The sequence below is a fragment of the Bacteroidales bacterium MB20-C3-3 genome, assembly GCA_035609245.1.
Classification (GTDB): domain Bacteria; phylum Bacteroidota; class Bacteroidia; order Bacteroidales; family UBA932; genus Bact-08.
In genome coordinates this window covers 213,272-229,440 of the sequence record CP141202.1, presented here as the reverse complement: position 1 = coordinate 229,440, position 16,169 = coordinate 213,272, and the positions used below count along the sequence as shown (strand labels likewise).

Sequence of the window (16,169 nt, the reverse complement as noted above, 5' to 3'; positions counted from 1 at the left end):
TATTAAATAATCAATTATACTAATTTCATAGTGTCCTGAGCAATTACAAGCTCTTCATTTGTAGTGACAGTTGCCATTTTTACTCTTGAGCCTTGTTTTGTAAGAATTACATCCTTACCTCTTACTCCTTTGTTTGCATTCAGATCAAAATCTACTCCCAGATATTCAAGGTGAGTTCCAACCATCTCTCTGATATGAGGATCGTTTTCTCCAATTCCTCCGGTAAAGACTATAAGATCACATCCATTCATTGCAGCTGTGTATGCTCCAATATACTTTAAAACTCTATAGTACAGGAGATTTAATGTAAGAATTGCTCTTTTATCTCCCTGAGAAGCAGCTGATTCAATATCCCTGGCATCTGAAGACTTTCCAAAAACACCAAGGAATCCGCTCTTCTTGTTGAGCAGAGCATTAATTCCAGCAGCATCAAGTTTTTCTCTCTCCATTATATATGATATAATTCCCGCATCCAGGTCACCGCTCCTTGTTCCCATAATCAATCCTTCCAGAGGAGTAAAACCCATTGAGGTATCTATAGATTCTCCATTTTTTATAGCAGTAATCGAACTTCCGTTACCTAAATGGCAAGTAATTACTTTAGATTTATGAAAATCAAGTCCGGCTAAATCACACGCCTTTTTTGCCACAAATTTGTGACTTGTCCCGTGAAATCCGTATCTTCTGATTTTATGCTGTGTATAATATTCATATGGTATTGCATACATATACGCATACTCAGGCATTGTCTGATGGAAAGATGTATCAAATACCGCTACCTGAGGCACTTCCGGCATTAGTGTTTGAACTGCTTCAATTCCAAGCAAATTTGCTGGATTATGCAAAGGTGCAAGCTCACATAATTGTTTAATTCCTTCAATTACCTGATTGTCGATTAAAGTACTTTTCTTGAAAAGTTCACCTCCATGAGCAACTCTGTGACCAACTGCATTAATTTCAGAAAGAGATTTTAAAACTCCCAATTTAGAATCAACAAGAATATCTAAAACTTTTTTAATACCTACTGTATGATTTGGAATTGGAGTTTCTACCTCATATTTATCTTTACCATCTGCTCTGTGAGACAGGATTCCGGCTTCAAGGCCAATCCTCTCAACTAAACCCTTAGCCAACAATTGATACTGATTTTCAGTGTGCATGTCGAGCACCTGATACTTCAGGGATGAGCTCCCGCAGTTCAATACTAGAATTATCATTATTCGATATATTTATAAATTTGTTAAATCATCATCTAAAATCGCACAAATATAGCAACAATAGGCTCATTTAAGTTATAATTTGAAATAAATTTCGCAATTATTACTTACAAATGAGTCGAAGAAACCCGCTATTAAAAATCTCTCTCGCATATCTTGCAGGACTTGCAACGGGGTCCTTATTCATTCCTGATTCCACCCTGTTAATTATAACTACATCAACAATACTAATCGCCTTCCTTGGTATATATTACTATAGATTAAAGAGCCCAATTTTAAAAGCAGATAATTATATATCAATCATTCACAATTGGTCAATAATTGTTTCAGTCTACTTTCTGGCACTGCTTAATCTAAATTTGAGTGGTTATCACTACAAAATTACAAAAATAACTTCAATTCCTTCAGGGAAAATAAAATATGCTGAATTGATTGTTGATGAGATTCTCTCTAGTGATTCGGGCTCAATAACATTAAATGTTATAAACTTAAGATTCAATGAAAAACAACGACTAAAAATTAAAATGTTTGTAAATGACATCTCTCCCGGAGATACATTAACCGGCACATGCTATTCTTATCCAGTTAATGATAGCAGATCAAATAGAAGCTTTAAAAAGTATCTGGCATTAAAGAGTATATACTCCCTATGCTATATGTATTCTGGTTCTTTTTCTATTAAAGCATCTAATTATTCCGGAGAAAAAAGAGATCTCAAAAATTTGAAAAACAGATTTATAAAATTATTAAACCAAAGAATTCCAAATAAACAAAGATCTTCGGTTATTATTGCATTAACATCCGGTTATAAGAAAGATATGGAACTTGAGACAACTAAGGCATTTTCAAGATCAGGGGCTATGCACTTGATGGCGGTCTCCGGATTACATTTAAATTTTATCCATCTGATTCTAAGTTATTCATTGATGTGGATGGGGAATTTTAAAATAATGAAAAGAATACGATGTTTAACAATCCTTTACTTCATGTGGAATTATGCCTTTTTTACCGGAATGCAGGAGAGTATTTTAAGAGCTTCAATAATGATAAGTTGCTCGGAAGTATCAAGAATTACAGGCAGAAGAAGTTTTGGATTGAATACTTTGTGCTTTTCATTTCTGCTAATCTGTGTATTTAACCCCATATCATTTTTTAACCCCGGTTTTAGGTTATCGTTTGCTGCTACCCTATCAATATTGATAATTAATCCTCTTCTCTTAAAACTTATAACAGATGCCGGGAAAATCAGGGGGTATATATGGAATAGTATATCTCTTTCGCTTAGTTGTCAGTTAGGAACATTACCATTGTCAATCCTCTATTTTGGGTTTATACCGTCGTATTTTATGTTATCCAATCTTTTAGCCATTCCGCTTAGCGCAATAATAATAATTCTGACATTTTTGCTGATCCTGACAGATGGGACTCTATTAACTCCGTATATAGCGCAATTGCTTGAGAGCTCCAGTAGTGTATTAATCTGGACTGTCAAAAACATAGAAAGGTTACCCTTCTCAACAATTTATATTAAATAGTTACTGCAATCATCAAGACAGAGACTATTGCAACTACAACTCCAATCCACTGTTTTTTTGTGAAGTACTCCTTGAAGAAAAACACTCCGGCAAGTGCTGTGAGCATTACTACTGATGCGTTATGAACAGGAAATACGACTGACCCTCCCATTAATCCAACATTTACAAGGATCATTTTGGATACAAGAAAGTTAAAGACTCCCATAACCGAGCCCCATAAACTTGGCTTAAAATTCAATTTCATGTGACTTCTGTTTATCATTAAGTCATAAATAACAGTGCCAACTCCCAGTAATGCTGCAGTTGCAAAAATACCCATAAGAAAGAGCTCCTGGGGATTCCCGGTGTTAACAAATTTGTGATTTACCACTTCCATTGAGGTATCAATCAAACCTGAAACCAGAAAGACAGAGAGAGGTAATAACAGGGATTTAAGTTTTATTCTACTTTCGTTCTCCTTAAAAAGGATTAATATAAATGAGATTATAGCAAGGAATATACCTGTAGTCTTTAGAATAATATTATCTCTTTGTCCTAAATAGAATACTCCTACCAGTACAGGTATTACAACAGCCATTTTATTTAATGCTGTAGTTATGCCGATACCAGCATTGACAGTAGAGAATGACATCAGAATAAACGATAGTATAAACAAAAAACCAACCCACAAAGAGGATATCAGCAAAGGCTGTGTCATCGTTCCAAATGCATCCAATACCGGTTTGTCATAAGTAATTGATGTCATTATAAATGCAACAATGTAGTTAATAGTTATTGCCTGAAACTTATTGACATTCTTGGAATTAATTATTTTTAGGGATAGAAACATCCCTATTGCAAATAAAATATGGATTATCAGGTATATAATATTCATTGTCTGTTTTTGTAAAAATAAAGCACGAAGATAAAACTTAAATTATATACTTTTGTGACCGTCTAATAAAATTCAGAACAATGGGCGGACTTTTTGGTGTAGTTTCAAAGGAGAGATGTACAACAGATCTTTTTTACGGTACAGATTATCACTCCCACTTGGGTACAAGAAGAGGAGGCATGGCTACAAGAAACAGTGAGGGTCACTTTTCAAGGTCAATACATAATCTGGAGAACTCTCACTTCAGAAATAAATTTGAAGATGAACTCAAAAAATTTGACGGAAACTCAGGTATTGGTGTAATTAGCGATACAGACCCTCAACCAATGATTATTAACTCCCATCTTGGAAAATTTGCAATTGCCACAGTTGGGAAAATTAATAATATAATTGATCTAGAGACACAGCTCATTGACAAAGGAAGAAATTTTACTGAACTGAGCTCAGGTAAAACTAATCCTACAGAACTTACATCCATTTTAATAACAGAAGGGAAGAGTTTTACAGAAGGGATTAAAGTGGCTCAGGATAAAATCAAAGGCTCATCTTCAATATTACTATTGTGCTCAGATGGCATTATTGCATCAAGAGACAAATATGGCAGAACACCTTTGGTGATTGGAAGAAAAGATGGCTCTACTGCTGTTGCCTCAGAGACATGCGCATTTTTAAACCTTGGTTATGAAGAGGAGTATTATCTCGGCCCGGGAGAGATTGTTTTAATAACAGAAGATGGTTACAAACAGCTTTCACCTCCCGGAAAGAAAATGCAAATATGCTCATTTTTATGGGTATACTATGGTTACCCAACAAGTTCGTACGAAAAAATTAATGTAGACGATGTGAGATATTCTCTGGGCTATTTATTAGGATCTAAAGATAAAACAGAACTAGATATTTCATCTGCAATTCCAGACTCAGGTACTTGTATGGCTATTGGTTTTGCCTCAGGAAAAAAGATCCCGTACAGATGTGCAATTGTTAAATATACACCTACATGGCCAAGGAGTTTCATGCCATCTGACCAGTCTGTCAGAAACTTAGTGGCAAAAATGAAACTTATCCCAAATAAGAGTTTACTAAGGGAAAAGAAAATTGCTTTTTGCGATGATTCAATTGTAAGAGGTACACAGCTGGGTGATAATGCTAAAACACTTCTGGACTATGGTGCAAGAGAAATCCATATTAGAATTAGCTGTCCACCACTAGTTTACCCATGTCCGTTTTTAAATTTTTCTGCTTCAAGGTCACCACTTGAATTAATTACCAGAAGATACATACAGGAGAAAGAGGGATCACACGAGGTAAATCTGGATAAATATTCAAATGAAAATTCCTTAGAATATAAAGAGATGGTTGAGTACATTCGAAAAGAGTTAAAACTGTCAAGTCTTCAATTCAATTCCATTAATGATTTAATAAAATCAATAGGACTTGATAAATCCTCGGTTTGCACTCATTGTTTTGACGGAACAAGTTGTGGGGATTGAGAATAACTCTCGTAAAATTTTGGCATTTAAGATTTTTAATTATCTTTGTTATGCACAAAATTAAATTTCTTAACCTTATTCACTTCGGTTCTTATGAACATTTTTGTTTCAAGTTTGAGTTTCCGAGCTAAAAAAGAGGATTTAGCCGAACTTTTCGCACCATTTGGCGAAGTTATATCTGCCAGAATAATATTCAATCGCGAAACCCGCCGCTCAAAAGGCTACGGATTCGTTGAAATGCCTAACGAATCAGAGGGTAATGCAGCAATTGCGGCACTTAACGGTTCTGAGCATATGGGTAGAACAATCAATGTTGCTATTGCAAACGAAAGGCCACCCAGAGAAGAATAGAAAATATTGTCAATCTGAAATAAAAGGGGGAAGTAAAAACTTCCCCCTTTTATTATACTATTGATTTTAAATCAATTATTAACCAGTTTCATCTCTTCAATAAGATGTCCAGCACCTGCTACTTTATCAATAACAAACAGAACATATCTGATGTCAAGTGATATATTCCTGCATATTTCAGGATCATATACTATATCACTCATTGTCCCCTCCCACACCCTGTCAAAATTAATTCCAATAAGCTCTCCGGATGAATTTAATACTGGACTTCCTGAATTTCCGCCTGAAGTATGATTAGTTGCAATAAAACAAACCGGTACTGTTCCATTTACCTCCCATCTGCCAAAATCTTTAGCTTTATATACATCTCGCAATTTTTGAGGAATATCATAGTCATAAATATTTGGATTATCCTTCTCCATAATCCCATCCAAAGTGGAGTTATGTTTATAGTATACAGCATCTGAAGGTGAATAGCCGCTAACTTTCCCATAGGTTATTCTTAGTGTTGAATTTGCATCAGGATAAAAATCTCTCTCTGTATCAAATTCCATTTGTCCTCTCATATAGCATCTGTACAACAATGCAAGTCTTGAATTATAACTATCAAGCTTAGGCCTTATTATTTCGTTGAAAAAGTCATTAAATGCTTGTTGAAAAACAAGAGCCGGATCATTGTCAAACTCTCCGGCATCAATACCATTTTTCAATGCCTCATTCATCTTTTCCTGAGAAGCAAAGAGAGAGTTTTCAAAAATAGATTCAACAATCTTTTCAGTAGAGCCGTGTCTCTTTAAAAGATCTTTAAAATATTCCGGCTGGAAATCAGCGGGTACATTCTTGCTGTATTCATTAATGAGAGCCTTAAATGATCTCTTATCAATATTAGAGTGATAATTTTTAAAATGATCATTTACTATTTCCTGGATATTTCTTGCACTTACCTCAGGGCTCATTTTTGAATTTCTAAGAATTGCATTCTTAATAACTCCGGCAAATCTTATAATTTCATTGGCATTAACAGCCTCCATCTGGTAGTCATTAGCAAAAGCGTAAGGCTCCAAAACTTTATAAATATTGAATAAGCTGTCTGTTAATCCTTTATAATGAGGTCTGTCAGCGGCCCATTTTGCAAATTCGGCCTCAAAACCTCTCTTTGTCTCAACTGTATTCATTTTTAAAATCCCCTTTGCTTCTCCCTGCCATTTTTTCCAAGCGTTAGCAACTGAGGCATTTTTAGATGCATACTTAATCCTAACCTCCTGACTGGCAGACATCTCTTCTTGCTGTATATTAAGTCTTAGTGTTCGTAGATTTATTTTATGTGGATTTGAAATATTTGATATATACCTAACAGCTTCACTATGCAAATATTCCTGAGTTCTTCCTGGGTAACCATATACAAGAGTAAAATCACCTTCATTTACGCCAGCAACAGAAAGTGTAAAGAATTTTTTAGGTTTATACGGAACATTCTCTTTTGAGTAAGGAGCAGGTTTGTTATCTTTTCCAGCATAAATTCTGAAAAGAGAGAAGTCTCCTGTGTGCCTGGGCCACATCCAGTTGTCTGTATCTCCGCCGAATTTTCCGATCGATGAAGGAGGGGCGCCAACAAGTCTTACATCAGTAAATGTTTCATAAATGAATATGAAGTATTGATTTCCGTAATATAGTCCCTCCACTCTTGCATCATAGTGAGTTCCCTTTTTTGCCTGTTCTATCAGTTTTTCAGAATTAGCTCTGATTATTTTATCTCTCTCCTTCTCATCACTACTATTCGATACACCTTTTAAAACGGTTTCAGTAACATCATCCATTCTTACTAAAAACCTTACAGTTAGCCCTTTATTTGGCAATTCAGCCTCTCTTGTCATAGCCCAAAACCCATCTTTTAGATAATCATTTTGCACGCTACTGTGTGATTGAATTTGGCCAAATCCGCAATGATGATTTGTAATTAGCAGACCATCAGGGGAAATAAGTTCTCCTGTACATCCGCCTCCAAAATGGACAATTGCGTCTTTCAAAGAAGCTTTATTAATATCATACAGGGCTTTAGCAGTAAGCTTGAATCCGTTTTTTTTCATATCAGGTATCCTCTCTTTGATTAGAGAGGGTAACCACATACCCTCATCTGCATTGAGGTTTGAGATTGATACAAAAAATAGAACTACAAATAGCAATAATTTCTTCATCTTTTAATATTAGTTATAAATTATTATTATGCTTGTTTCGCTAATTACAAACTTACGAAATTTTCTTACTTTTGAAGAAAAGTGAGTTTATGAATAAATTGGCTAAATATATAGCAGGTATAGCAGGTGCTGTTATTATTGCATTTCTTGCCTGGTTTTTTGCAGACATATTAATTTACATTCTTATTTCTGCAGTACTTTCATTAATTGGCAAGCCATTAATGATTTATATGTCAAAAATCAGGATAAAAGGTCACACTCTTCCTCAGAATGTGACCGCTTCAGTAACTTTGATCTCTCTTCTTGGTATATTTTTCAGCTTTTTCTTCTTTATCGCCCCACTTGCAGGAGATTTAATTTCAACTGTCAGTTCCATGAATATGGATACTCTTAATGAAAAGATCAGTGAACCGCTTGCAAATTTTAACAGCTATATGCTGGAAACTTTTCCCGGACTCTCCTCAAACTTTAAAATAGAGGACATAATTTTCAAAGAGTTCCAAAACTTAATTAACGCCGAGACCTTAACTAATTTTTTTACATCAATTACATCTTTTCTCTTTGATTTTGCTATTGGTGTTTTTGTAGTCTCTTTTATCACTTTCTTTTTCCTCAAAGAGCAGGAGATGTTTTCAAATATGGTTCTTGCTTTATTTCCTGATAAATATGAGAGTAATGTTAAGCGTGCACTTGAATCAATTTTCAATCTTCTGGCCAGATATTTTATTGGTATCTCTCTTGAGACGGTATTAATCACAATTTTAAATGGATTTGGCCTCTATTTTATTGGGGGTGTACACTTTTCAATGGCTATCATTCTAGGGTTAGTTTCGGGGATATTGAATGTCATTCCATACATAGGACCGTGGTTGGGAGGAATAATAGGTGTGCTGATTTCTATGACTGACATAGGTTTAAATATTCCTGATGCGGGTGTTATGATATTTACTCTGGGAATGATATTCTTTGTTACACATATGATTGATGTTTTTCTCTTTCAACCTTACATATATTCAAATAGTGTTCAGGCCCATCCTCTGGAAATTTTTATTGTAATCCTTATTGCCTCAAGTATTGGCGGCATTATTGGCATGCTTGTAGCAATTCCTGCTTACACTGTTATAAGGGTATTCGCAAGAGAGTTCTTTTCGAACTTTAAACTTGTTCAAAAACTAACTGAGAAAATAGACTAAATTATTATACAAGAAAAAAAGAGACCAACTAAAAATTGCTTTCAGTCGGCCTCCTTCTGAAATATTTACTTGTAAATACTATTGCTTATTAGCTTCAAATATTGCGTTGTATTTCTTATAGCCCTCCATAAAGCTATCTCCTTTTTCACGGAAACGGAAGTAAATGTTCTTCAGGTACTCTGCAACGATTGCTTTTATGTCCTGATCCTGAGCTGTATTGAATGCATTTTCAAAAGGAGCAATTGAAAGTTCAAGATACTCTTCAAGTTGTTTTACCATAGCCTCGTATTTCTTGTCGTCCATCTCGTCTGCAGCCTTTGTCTGTATATCAACAGCCTTATCATAATATGTTGTTCCAACTGCAAATGAACCAAATACATAGTTTGGATCTACATCAACAGACTTCTTATAGCATTCAATTGCCTTCTCAATGTTGTCAAGTTTTTTCCAAACATTTCCTTCTGCGTAATAGAGTGAAGCGTTCTTTGGCTCGTTCTCCTGAGCTTTTCTTATCAAATCTAAAACTTTATTTGGATCATCATTAGTTTCAAGATAGATGTTAATAAGAGAAACAAGAATGCTTTGGTTCAAAGGATATTTTGTAAAACCTGCCAAAAGAACATCTTTTGCCTTCTCAAGATTACCGGATTTTTTGTATGACTCTGAAAGATTGGAAAACAAATCACCTTTTGAATCAAAGTTATTGGCAAGAGACATTTCAAAAAACTTGATAGCTCTGTCTGAATCTCCATACATATTTGCAGTAATACCTGCATAATACATAATTGTAGTATCCGGTGCATTTACCAGTGGGTTAACGCTGATTTTGGCTGCCTCTTCAAAATTTAATGATGCAGCTTTGAAATCTCCCAAAGTGTAGCTATTCATACCTTCGTTAAAGTAGCGTCCTTTCATAAGAGTTAACCTCTCAGCAATATCTTTGTTCTTTGATCCGTTTGCAGTCTCTGCAGCTTTATCAAGTGACTCCATAGCCAGTTTAAGTAAGTCTCCTCCAAGGTATGGCTTTGTAACCACCCATGCAGCAAGAGTACCATCTTGTCCATAATAAAGATCCTTATCTGAATAGGTATCGATATTGTAAGGAACTCCGTTTACAGATTTAGCTTCTGATGATAGAATCCTTTGATCTTTTAGAATTACCTTAAGCTCCAGCTGAGATGCACCCAGCCAAATTGACTTAATTGGAGCGTCATAGATAGTTGCGTACGCATCGGAAACTTTTAACCAGGTTGCAGGATTAGTGGCCTTTTTAGGATTGGCTGCATCTTTTTGTGCTTTTTCCAAGTCCTTTATCCCCTTTTCTGCGTCTTTGTTCTGTGCGCCCAACGAGATAGAAAGTATCAATGAAAGGGCAAGTAATAATTTTTTCATTTGAATTTCGAAAATTTGATTAATCTTAAATAATTATTTATTCTTCGGTTTCTACAGGTTTGTCTTCACTTTTATTAACCCGACAGACAGCTGCAATCATATCTCCCTCTCTGAGATTAATGAGCTTCACTCCCTGAGTAGCCCTACCTGCAACCCTTATATCGGCAACCGCAACTCTGATGGTAATTCCGGATTTATTGATAATCATAAGATCATTTTCATCCGTAACATCTTTTATTGCTATCAAAGAACCCGTTTTCTCTGTAATATTTATCGTCTTAACGCCTTTAGCTCCCCTGCTGGTTATTCTGTAGTCATCCAGATCAGATCTCTTTCCATATCCATTTTCACTAACTACCAGAATATGCCTCTTTTCCGTCTCTTTGTTTAGGATATCTACACAAATCATACCAATTACTTCATCATCCTCTGATATGTTGATTCCTCTAACCCCGGAAGCAGTTCTGCCTATGGCTCTTACATCCTCTTCATTAAATCTGACACACTTTCCACCTCTTGCAGCCAATAGTATTTCACACTTACCATTAGTAAGCACAGCTTCCAGTAATTCGTCATTTTCCCTGATTGTAATTGCATTAACGCCATTAGTCCTGGGTCTTGAGTAGGCTTCAAGAGAGGTCTTCTTTACAACTCCCCTCTTGGTAGCCAGTATTATGAAGTTTGAATTAATATATTCATCATCATTTAATTTACCGACATTAATGTATGCCTTAACCTTATCGTCCGGATCAATATTAAGAACATTCTGGATAGCTCTTCCTTTGGAGGCCTTAGTCCCTTCAGGAATTTCGTAAACCTTAAGCCAGAAACATTTACCTTTTTGAGTAAAGAACAGCATTGTACTGTGCATGTTTGCAACATAAATATGCTGTATGAAATCCTCTTCGCGGGTTGTACTGCCTTTTGCCCCAACTCCTCCCCTGTTCTGAATTCTATATTCAGCAAGTGGAGTGCGTTTTATATATCCCAGGTGAGAAATGGTAATAACGACATCTTCGTTTGGATAGAAATCTTCAGGATTAAAATCTTCTGCAGATGGTTGAATCTCTGTCCGTCTGTTATCACCAAATCTTGCTTTTAAATCTGCCAATTCATCTTTAATGATTTGCATCTGCAGAGAGAGATCTGCCAGAACCTCATTAAGGTGATTAATCAACTTAACAAGTTCATCATATTCTGCCTGAAGTTTGGAGCGCTCAAGACCAGTTAACTGCCTTAATCTCATCTCAACAATTGCTGTTGCCTGAATTTCAGAAAAAGCAAACCTTTCAATAAGTCTGTTTTTTGCCTCGTCAACGGTTTTAGATTCTCTTATCAGTCTGATTATTTCATCAATATGATCCAGCGCTTTAAGAAGTGCCTCAAGAATATGAGCTCTCTTCTCTGCCTGTTCCAGTTCAAATTTTGCTCTCCTGATAACAACATCATGCCTGTGGCGTACAAAATACTTAATAAGCTGTTTTAAATTAAGCATTCTCGGCCTTCCGTCAACTAATGCAATATTATTTACAGAGAAACTAGACTGGAGTTGTGTGTATTTATAGAGAGTATTGAGAATTACATTGGCAACTGCTCCTATCTTTAGCTTAATCACTATGCGCATTCCCCTTCTGTCACTTTCGTCATTTATATACGCTATGCCCTCAACTCTCTTCTCCTCAACAAGTTCAGCAATTTTTTCAATTAACTCCCTCTTGTTAACCATGTAAGGTATCTCGGAAATAACAATAGTCTCTCTGCCACTTTCTGATACCTCAATTTCTGATTTAGCTCTCACTACCACTCTTCCCCTGCCTGTCTCAAAAGCATCTTTGATCCCCTGCATCCCTAAAATTGTACCTCCTGTAGGGAAATCGGGTCCCTTTATATATTGTAAAAGCTCCTCAGTGGAGATTTCATTATTATCTATATATGCCGATATTGCATCCACCACCTCCGATAAATTATGAGGAGGCATATTTGTTGCCATACCTACAGCAATTCCGGAAGCACCATTTAGTAATAAAAGAGGAGCCTTTGCAGGCAAAACGGTTGGCTCCTGAAGAGAGTCGTCAAAATTCAGTTTAAAATCAACTGTGTTTTTTTCAAGGTCTGCCAGTACCTCCTCCGCAATCTTTTTAAACCTGGCCTCGGTATACCTCATTGCCGCAGCAGAGTCACCGTCAATTGAGCCAAAGTTACCCTGACCATCAACAAGCATGTATCTCATACTCCACTCCTGGGCCATCCTAACCATTGCCTCATAAACACTTGAGTCCCCGTGAGGGTGGAATTTTCCCAGTACCTCTCCCACAATACGGGCGGACTTTTTGTAAGAGGCACCTGATGTAAGACCCAATTCAGACATGCCGTAAAGGACCCTTCTGTGAACAGGTTTTAGTCCATCTCTAACATCCGGAAGGGCACGAGAGACAATCACAGACATCGAATAATCGATGTAAGCGCTTTTCATCTCGTCCTCTATGTTAATTTTGATTATTCTTTGGTTGTTTTCAGATTCTTGTATCATTATATCTTCAACTTTCCTTTTAAAAAAAGAGGTGTAAAATTAGGAATAAAAAATAGATTGAACAAATTGAAATTCTATTTGTCTAAATTGAGTAAATTTGCAAATAATTTCACAAATCAAAATGAATCTTATACTTTCCAACGAACTAAATGAAATAATCTCTTACAGCAGAGAAGAGGCCATGCGAATGGGCAGCTACACAATAAGTGTTGACCATCTGATTTTAGGAATAATCAGGCATCAGGACAATGCTGCTTTTGAGATAATAATGAATTTTGGAATAGACTATAAAGATCTTAAAGTAAAGATTGAAGGGCAGTTAAAAAATGGCCAGATGGTTCCATATGATCAGGCAGATAAAATTAATTTATCTAAAGGTGCCGAGAATTCACTTAAGATAATGTACCTGGAGGCACGATCTCTGAAGGAATCCAAACCAGGCCCTCTTCATCTTTTTCTCGCAATATTAAGAAGCGATGAGGGGGTTTCAATACCAATCCTAAAAGAGTTTAACCTGTCTTATGATAGAGTACAGGGAATATTAAAGGGCAAAGACTCAGCAAAACCGATATCAGGATCCCAATTTGATGGTGAGATATATGATAATGTAAATAATGAAAACGAAGCAGATTCCAAAATTAAATCAGCCAGAGCAGTAAAATCAACTTCTGACACTCCGGTTCTTGACAGTTTTGGATTTGATCTTACATCAGCTGCACTTGAAGCGAAACTAGACCCAGTGGTAGGCAGAGATAAAGAGATAGAACGGCTGGCTCAGATTTTAGGCAGAAGAAAGAAGAACAACCCTGTTTTGATAGGAGAACCTGGAGTAGGAAAATCTGCAATTGCGGAAGGTCTCGCATTGAGAATAGCACAGAGAAAGGTCTCCAGAGTTCTTCTGAATAAAAGAATTATATCACTTGATATTGGTTCAATTGTAGCAGGGACAAAATACAGAGGTCAATTTGAGGAGAGAATGAAGTCAATCCTGAATGAATTGACAAAAAATCCCAACATTATTCTTTTCATAGACGAACTTCACACGCTTGTTGGAGCAGGAGGTGCCTCTGGTTCTCTTGATGCCGCAAACATGCTTAAACCTGCCTTAGCGAGGGGAGAGATTCAGTGTATTGGAGCAACAACACTTGATGAGTACCGTGAGTTTATTGAAAAAGACGGGGCATTAGAGAGAAGGTTTCAAAAAATAATGGTTGAACCCACCAACTTTGATGAGACTCATATAATACTACAGAACATAAAAGAGAGATATGAGAAGCACCATAATGTAAAATACACCGATGAGGCTCTCATAGCATGTATCAGATTATCCCAGAGATATGTCACAGACAGATGTCTGCCTGACAAAGCTATTGATGCTCTGGATGAAGCCGGATCCAGAGTTCACCTTATGCATCTTAAGGTTCCAGATTTTATCTCTGCAATTGAAAAGGAGATTGAACCTATAAAAACTGAAAAAAGGCTGGCTGTAAGCAATAGCCAATTTGAAAAGGCCGCCCAACTAAGAGATCTTGAAAAACAAAAACTAGAAGAGCTTGAACTTGCTCAAAAAGCATGGAATGAAGAACAAAATCTTCATCCCCAGCTTGTTGACGAGAACGATGTTGCAGAAGTTCTCTCGATGATAACAAGCGTCCCAATACATAAGTTAGCTGAAAAAGAGGGAGATAAACTTGCCAAAATGGGAGTGAATCTTAAAAAGAGGTTAATTGGCCAAGACGATGCCGTTGACAAAGTCGTAAAAGCTATTCAGCGTAACAGAGCAGGACTAAAGGATCCCAACAAACCTATAGGGAGCTTCCTGTTTCTTGGACCCACCGGTGTTGGAAAGACTCAACTTGCCAAAATACTAACTGAATACCTGTTTGACTCGGTTGATAATCTAATTAGAATTGATATGAGCGAATATATGGAGAAATTCGCAGTAAGCAGGCTGATTGGAGCTCCCCCGGGCTATGTTGGATATGAAGAGGGTGGTCAGTTAAGTGAAAAGGTAAGAAGAAGACCATATTCAGTTGTTCTTCTTGACGAAATTGAAAAGGCCCACCCGGATATTTTTAATCTTCTTCTGCAAGTGATGGATGAGGGAAGACTTACTGACAGTAACGGAAGACATATTGATTTCAGAAATACTCTCATGATTATGACATCAAACATTGGCAGCAGAGAGGTCAAGGATTTTGGAGCCGGTCTGGGATTCTCGAATGCTACAAAGAGAAATATTAACGACAATACCAAACATATTATCGAAAAAGCTCTTAAGAAAACATTCTCTCCCGAATTTCTGAACAGACTTGATGAGCAGATACTCTTCAACACTCTTGGACGAGAAGACTTGTGTAAAATAATTGATATTGAACTTGACGATCTCCTTAAAAGGATTGATTTGGCCGGCTACAAACTTGATATAACTGATGAAGCAAAGAAATTTGTAGCTGAAGAGGGATATGATCCTCAATTTGGAGCTAGACCTCTTAAAAGAGCAATACAGAGAAATCTGGAAGATTTGGTAGCAGAGGCAATTATCAGTGGAAGATTCAAGCAAGGTGACAGGCTGAGAATTGATGTAGTGAAAGATGAGAAACTACTCGAAACTGGCAATAAACTTGAGGTTACCCTGGGTTCTTAGTAAATAGCCGTTATGTTTGAATAGATCCGGAGAGTTGAATTTTTCATCTCTCCGGATTTTTTTTAAGCTTGTTCTCTGATAAGTCAATTTATCAATGAAATATTCTATCTCTCCAGTTTTAGATTCTAAAGAAAAGCCCATGCTCTCATATGATTTTCCATTTGACCAATCGGCATCACAGTATGTCATAACCTCTTCCACATTTTGCTCCTTGAGAAATAGTGACAGCATTTTGCTCATCCCTCCAACAACTCTAAAACCTAAAGCGGATGTATATCTTACCCACTCGTACGAATTTACATATCTCCCACTCCTAAGCATCTTCCTTGATGACGAAAAAGAAGAGACAGCAAGCAGAGAATTATCTGAGACATCTCTAAGTCCATAGTTAAATTTTGCTTTGGTGTAGCCAATCAGATGGTGAGTAGAGTGAAACTGAGCTGCCACATCCCTGTTAATTTTTTCCAGAATAGTGTTTCTTGCATAGATTACTCTGTTTTTACCGGACAAACCCATTATAATACTCTTAACAATATCACGCCTGTCAACCCATCGATCCTGATGAAGTATGATATATCTTCCGGTGAAATCAGGAGTATAATGAATAATACTATAATCTTCCAGAGGAACTAGTTTAATGCATAGCATCCCCTTATTGAGATAAAAAAGAGATTCATTTTCCATATGATAGCAAATATTGCTATCTTCAAGAAAACTACTGAATTCTAAAGAGAAAATATCCATA

General features: G+C 36.4%; 11 protein-coding genes. 5 read left to right on the top strand and 6 right to left on the bottom strand.

What is annotated here, in order from left to right:
- Positions 1 to 14: 14 nt before the first annotated feature.
- Positions 15 to 1,217 carry an acetate kinase gene (locus tag U5907_01010; protein ID WRQ33239.1) on the bottom strand — a complete coding sequence of 401 codons (1,203 nt, stop codon included), beginning with the start codon at positions 1,215 to 1,217 and terminating at the stop codon, positions 15 to 17.
- A gap of 113 nt (positions 1,218 to 1,330) precedes the next feature.
- Here U5907_01010 and U5907_01005 point away from each other — a divergent pair, with 113 nt between their 5' ends.
- On the top strand, positions 1,331 to 2,752 hold the full coding sequence (locus U5907_01005; GenBank protein WRQ33238.1) for a ComEC/Rec2 family competence protein: 1,422 nt from the start codon (positions 1,331 to 1,333) through the stop codon (positions 2,750 to 2,752).
- Here U5907_01005 and U5907_01000 read toward each other — a convergent pair.
- On the bottom strand, positions 2,745 to 3,626 hold the full coding sequence (locus U5907_01000) for an EamA family transporter (protein WRQ33237.1): 882 nt from the start codon (positions 3,624 to 3,626) through the stop codon (positions 2,745 to 2,747). The genes U5907_01005 and U5907_01000 overlap by 8 nt on opposite strands.
- Positions 3,627 to 3,706: 80 nt before the next feature.
- Between U5907_01000 and U5907_00995 the strand changes: the two genes are divergently transcribed.
- Both U5907_00995 and U5907_00990 read left to right on the top strand, forming a co-directional pair.
- The gene (locus U5907_00995; protein WRQ33236.1) at positions 3,707 to 5,116 is read left to right on the top strand and encodes an amidophosphoribosyltransferase; all 1,410 of its coding nucleotides are present in this window, start codon (positions 3,707 to 3,709) and stop codon (positions 5,114 to 5,116) included.
- 93 nt (positions 5,117 to 5,209) lie between these two features.
- A complete protein-coding gene (locus U5907_00990) occupies positions 5,210 to 5,467 on the top strand; it encodes an RNA-binding protein (protein WRQ33235.1) in 258 nt (85 codons plus the stop codon).
- A gap of 71 nt (positions 5,468 to 5,538) precedes the next feature.
- Here the strand turns inward: U5907_00990 and U5907_00985 are convergent, their stop codons facing one another.
- Complete coding sequence (locus tag U5907_00985; GenBank protein WRQ33234.1) at positions 5,539 to 7,662, bottom strand: S46 family peptidase; 2,124 nt, start codon at positions 7,660 to 7,662, stop codon at positions 5,539 to 5,541.
- Positions 7,663 to 7,751: 89 nt separating this feature from the next.
- On the opposite strand from U5907_00985, the gene U5907_00980 reads away from it, so the two are divergent.
- Positions 7,752 to 8,855, top strand: coding sequence for an AI-2E family transporter (locus U5907_00980; GenBank protein WRQ33233.1), 1,104 nt, complete (start codon positions 7,752 to 7,754; stop codon positions 8,853 to 8,855).
- Between the two features lie 78 nt (positions 8,856 to 8,933).
- Here U5907_00980 and U5907_00975 read toward each other — a convergent pair whose 3' ends face one another.
- Positions 8,934 to 10,247, bottom strand: a complete 1,314-nt coding sequence (locus tag U5907_00975; protein ID WRQ33232.1) for a tetratricopeptide repeat protein — start codon at positions 10,245 to 10,247, stop codon at positions 8,934 to 8,936.
- Positions 10,248 to 10,284: 37 nt separating this feature from the next.
- Complete coding sequence (gene gyrA, locus U5907_00970) at positions 10,285 to 12,777, bottom strand: DNA gyrase subunit A (GenBank protein WRQ33231.1); 2,493 nt, start codon at positions 12,775 to 12,777, stop codon at positions 10,285 to 10,287.
- Positions 12,778 to 12,898: 121 nt separating this feature from the next.
- Between gyrA and U5907_00965 the strand changes: the two genes are divergently transcribed.
- Positions 12,899 to 15,424 (top strand): ATP-dependent Clp protease ATP-binding subunit, encoded by a 2,526-nt coding sequence (locus tag U5907_00965; GenBank protein WRQ33230.1) that lies wholly within the window; start codon positions 12,899 to 12,901, stop codon positions 15,422 to 15,424.
- Here U5907_00965 and U5907_00960 read toward each other — a convergent pair.
- A complete protein-coding gene (locus U5907_00960) occupies positions 15,380 to 16,168 on the bottom strand; it encodes a hypothetical protein (GenBank protein WRQ33229.1) in 789 nt (262 codons plus the stop codon). The two genes, U5907_00965 and U5907_00960, sit on opposite strands and share 45 nt — an antisense overlap.
- Between the last annotated feature and the right edge of the window lies 1 nt (position 16,169).

Excerpts from the sequence above, each read along its gene's own strand:
- gyrA (WRQ33231.1), bottom strand. The coding sequence starts at position 12,777 with ATGATACAAGAATCTGAAAACAACCAAAGAATAATCAAAATTAACATA.
- U5907_01005 (WRQ33238.1), top strand. The coding sequence starts at position 1,331 with ATGAGTCGAAGAAACCCGCTATTAAAAATCTCTCTCGCATATCTTGCA.
- U5907_00965 (WRQ33230.1), top strand. The coding sequence starts at position 12,899 with ATGAATCTTATACTTTCCAACGAACTAAATGAAATAATCTCTTACAGC.
- U5907_01010 (WRQ33239.1), bottom strand. The coding sequence starts at position 1,217 with ATGATAATTCTAGTATTGAACTGCGGGAGCTCATCCCTGAAGTATCAG.
- U5907_00990 (WRQ33235.1), top strand. The coding sequence starts at position 5,210 with ATGAACATTTTTGTTTCAAGTTTGAGTTTCCGAGCTAAAAAAGAGGAT.
- U5907_00975 (WRQ33232.1), bottom strand. The coding sequence starts at position 10,247 with ATGAAAAAATTATTACTTGCCCTTTCATTGATACTTTCTATCTCGTTG.
- U5907_01000 (WRQ33237.1), bottom strand. The coding sequence starts at position 3,626 with ATGAATATTATATACCTGATAATCCATATTTTATTTGCAATAGGGATG.
- U5907_00985 (WRQ33234.1), bottom strand. The coding sequence starts at position 7,662 with ATGAAGAAATTATTGCTATTTGTAGTTCTATTTTTTGTATCAATCTCA.
- U5907_00995 (WRQ33236.1), top strand. The coding sequence starts at position 3,707 with ATGGGCGGACTTTTTGGTGTAGTTTCAAAGGAGAGATGTACAACAGAT.
- U5907_00980 (WRQ33233.1), top strand. The coding sequence starts at position 7,752 with ATGAATAAATTGGCTAAATATATAGCAGGTATAGCAGGTGCTGTTATT.
- U5907_00960 (WRQ33229.1), bottom strand. The coding sequence starts at position 16,168 with ATGGATATTTTCTCTTTAGAATTCAGTAGTTTTCTTGAAGATAGCAAT.